Origin of the sequence: Paenibacillus sp. 598K, assembly GCF_003851045.1 — a bacterium.
GTDB lineage: Bacteria > Bacillota > Bacilli > Paenibacillales > Paenibacillaceae > Paenibacillus_D.
This window is the reverse complement of sequence record NZ_BFBX01000211.1, coordinates 1-3,935: the sequence shown is the minus strand read 5'-3', so window position 1 is coordinate 3,935 and position 3,935 is coordinate 1. Positions and strand designations below refer to the sequence as shown.

Annotated in this window: 1 protein-coding gene; it reads right to left on the bottom strand. The window is 67.6% G+C overall.

The features are described from left to right. A partial coding sequence (locus PA598K_RS34495) for a non-ribosomal peptide synthetase (RefSeq protein WP_128661237.1) occupies nt 1-3,935 on the bottom strand: 3,935 nt, incomplete at both ends.

The following is a 3,935-nucleotide window of genomic DNA, read 5'->3' as shown; positions in this document are numbered from 1 at the left end:
GCCAGCAGCCAGCGCAGGCCGGGATACCTCGTCTCTCCGGCTGCATCGAGCAGTACCCGGAGGTAAGACGGCGTGCCGTCGACACTGTCGATGCGCGCATCGGCCAACGCCTCCAACAGGCGACTCGGCTGCTGATGCATCGCCTCAGGCACGACGTAGAGCGTCCCGCCCGACAGCAGCGCCGTCAGCAGCTGCTGCAACGAAGCGTCGAACACATGCGCTGCCGTCAACGCAATCCGCAAGCCATCCGCGCCGCCATACACGCTGCGATGCAGATGCTCGGCCAGATTGATCGCGCTGCGATGCTCGATCTCCACGCCCTTCGGCCGCCCCGTCGTCCCCGACGTATAGATGACATAAGCGAGTCGACGTCCGCTCTCGCCGACTATCGACTGCTCGGGATCGCTCGGCTGTCCGTCGCTGTCCGTGGCGACAGACTGCTGCCTGTCGGCCAGACCGCTCTCGTCGCCGTCATCCAGCACGAGCACCGGGCCGGCGAAGGACGGCTCGGCCAGCTCTGGCAGCCCTGCCAGTCCCGGGTCCGCGACGACGACGGCGGCTGCGCCGCTATCCGCCAGGATCGCGCCCATATAGTCCGCAGGATAGGTCGGCGACACCGGCACATACGCGCCTCCCGCCTTCCAGATCGCCAGCAAGCCTGTCACCATCGATGTCGAGCGATTAGCCAGCAGGCCGACGGTCGACTCCGGGACGATGCCCGCCCGGACCAGCCGCTCCGCCAACGCATCCGCCTGTCGATCCAGCTCCGCGTAGGTGAGCGAAACCTCGCCGTCGGTGACAGCGATCCGGTCCGGACAGCGCCGCGCCTGCTGCTCGAAGCGCTCGTGCAGCAGCATCGGCTCGCTCAGCGTAGTCTGCGGCGGCTGGAATGCCGTCAGCAGACGCTCGCGCTCATGAGGCGGCGAGAGCTCCAGCAGATCGAGCGACTGCCGTGGCTGCTCCGCCGCCTGCCGCAGCAGCTCCAGCAGCTGCTCGGCCAGGCGCTCCACGGTCGATGGCCGGAACAGGCTGCGAGAGTAGACAAGCTCCAGCAGCAGCCCCTGCTCTGTCTCTTCCGCCGTCACCGCCAGATCGAACTGGGCGGCAGCTAGCGGCAACGGGTAGCCTGTCAGCGTCAGATCCCCCAGCTCCCGCGACTGCGACAGCTGGCGACCCGAGAAGCTCGCATCGCCCATCGCGAACATCGTATCGAACAACGGATGACGTCCGGTATGGCGCGGCAGCTGCAACTGATCAACCAGCTCCTCGAAAGGATAATCCTGATGACGAAGCGCCTCCAGCACCGTTCCTCTCACCTGACACACGTATTCGGCAAAGGAAGCCGTCCCCTCCGCCGACGTGCGCAGCGCCAGCGTATTGACGAACAGCCCCGGCATCGACGCGGCCTCGGGCAGCGTCCGGCCGGATACCGGCACGCCGACGATCAGCTCGCGGCTGCCGGTGTACCGATAGAGCAACGTCTTGTACGCCGCCAGCAGCACCATGTAGAGCGTCGAGCCGGTCTCGGCCGCGATCCGCTTCAGCCCTGCAGCCGTCTGCACGTCTACGCACACGGTGAGCGCGCTGCCCTCCGTCTCCTGCACCTCGGGACGCTCATAGTCCGTCGGCAGCTCCAGCACCGGCAGCTCGCCAGCCATGACGTCCAGCCAATAGCGCTCCTGGGCGCGATAGTCGGCGGAGGTCAGCCATTGCCGCTGCCAGACCGCATAGTCCTTGTATTGCAGCTCGACCGGCTCCAGCGCCTCGCCTTGGTAGAGCGCCGCCAGCTCATCGAGCAGCACAGACATCGTCACGCCGTCGGCGACGATATGATGCATGTCGAGCAGCAGCAGATGCTCGCGCTCCTCCACCTGCGCCAAGCCGCAGCGCAGCAAGGGTAGCCGCTCCAGATCAAATGGCCGCACCCAGCCGTCGATCAGCTCGGCCACGCCGTCGATCCATGCGGTCGCATCTTCGACCGTCTCCTCGCCTTCCGTTCGGCGGGACGCTGTGTCTGCCTTGGTCATAAGCTCGCCGTCTCCGGCTCGCGAGTCCAGGACTAGCTCCTCCAGCGAGAGCGGCATCGACGTCGCGATCCGCTGGCGCACCTCGTCGCCCTCCAGATGGAAGCTCGTGCGCAAGATCTCATAGCGCTCTACGAGCGCAGACAGCGCTGCCGCGAGCCGCTCGCGATCTAGCTCGCCGCGCAGCAGGTAGGCCTGCGGCATATTGTAGCTGCGGTCGCCGGCGTTCAGCCGGTTCAGCACGACCATCCGCTGCTGGGCCGAGGTCGCGGGATAGACCAGCTGCAATGGAGCGGGTGCGAGGATCGGCCGGTCGAGTCGCGCAGCCGCTCCCGGCTGCGCCGCCAGCCAATCGGCGAACGCGCCCAGCGTCGGGTGCTCGAACAGCTTGTGCATCGGCACCTCGACGCCGAGCTCGCGGCTCAGTCGGCCGCTCAGCAGCAGCGCCTTCAGCGAGTGCCCGCCCAGCTCGAAGAAATGCGCGTCGCGGCCAAGTCCGCTCGCCCCCAGCGCCTCCTCCCACAGCCGGGCGATCCGCCGCTCCGCCCCGGACAGCTCCATCGCTGGCGTCGCGGCTGTCGCAGCCGAGAGCGCGCCCGGCTCCGGCAGCGCCTGACGATTGACCTTGCCGCTCGGGGCCAAGGGCAGCTGCTCGAGATGGACATAATGCGGCGGCGCCATATAGGCCGGCAAGCGGCCGAGCAGCCAGTCGCGCAGCGCAGCTCCGGGCTGCGGCGCGCCGGTATAGTACGCCGCGAGCTGGCCATCGCCGCCCGCGCTGCGCCGGACGATAACTGCCGCATCGGCGACGTCCGGATGCGCGCGCAGCGCGCTCTCGATCTCGCCCAGCTCGATGCGGTAGCCGTGCAGCTTGATCTGATCGTCGAGACGACCCGCATACTCGATCGTGCCGTCCGGCAGCCAGCGGGCAAGATCGCCGCTGCGGTACATGCGCGCCCCCGGTACGAACGGATCGGCGACGAACCGCTCGGCCGTCAGCTCGGGCCGATTCAGATAACCGCGTCCGACTCCCGCGCCAGCGATGCACAGCTCGCCCGTGACGCCGATCGGCGTCGGCTGGTCCTGCGCCGTCAGGATATACAGGCGCGCGCCATCGGACGGATAGCCGATCGGGATCGTCGGCAGCTCGCTCCATACCGCGCGGTTGCTCTCCTCTACAGGATAATAAGCCGCATCGACGCAGGTTTCTGTGGGGCCGTACGTGTTGATGATCCGGAAGTCCGCCCCGCCCGACGCCTCGCGAATCGACGCGATGACGGCTGGCGTCAGCGCCTCGCCGCCGATTAGCATCGTCTCCAGCCGCAGCTCGCGGCTGCGCGGTCCGCCGGCCTGCAGCATCACATGGAGATACGAAGGCGTGCCGTCGATCGCCTGGATGCGATGGTCTACCAGATAGTCGACCCACAGCGCCGGATTACCCTTGACCTCCTCGGTCAGCACATACAGCGTGCTGCCAGTGAGCAGCGCTACGAACAGTTGCTGCACCGATGCATCGAATATATGCGAGGCAACCATGCCGATCCGCAGCTCCGAGCGGCCTTCATAGAGATGAAGCCAGCTGTGGCGCACCAGATTGACGACGCTGCGCTGCTCGATCAGCACGCCCTTGGGGGCGCCGGTGGAGCCGGAGGTGTAGATGACGTAGGCGAGGCTGGAGGGCAGCGCCGAACCAGCCGGCCCGACTGCCCACGCCTGCCCGGCCATGTTGCCGCGCATCGACAGCTCGCTGTCGTCGAGCAACAGCAGCGCGCCGCTATAGTCCACCTCCGGGCGGCTCAGGGCGCCCGTCAGCTTGGTCTGCGTCAGAACGACGCCGACGCCGCTGTCCTCCAGCACATAGCGGACCCGCTCCGCCGGGTAGGCCGGATCGATCGGCACATAGGCCGCGCC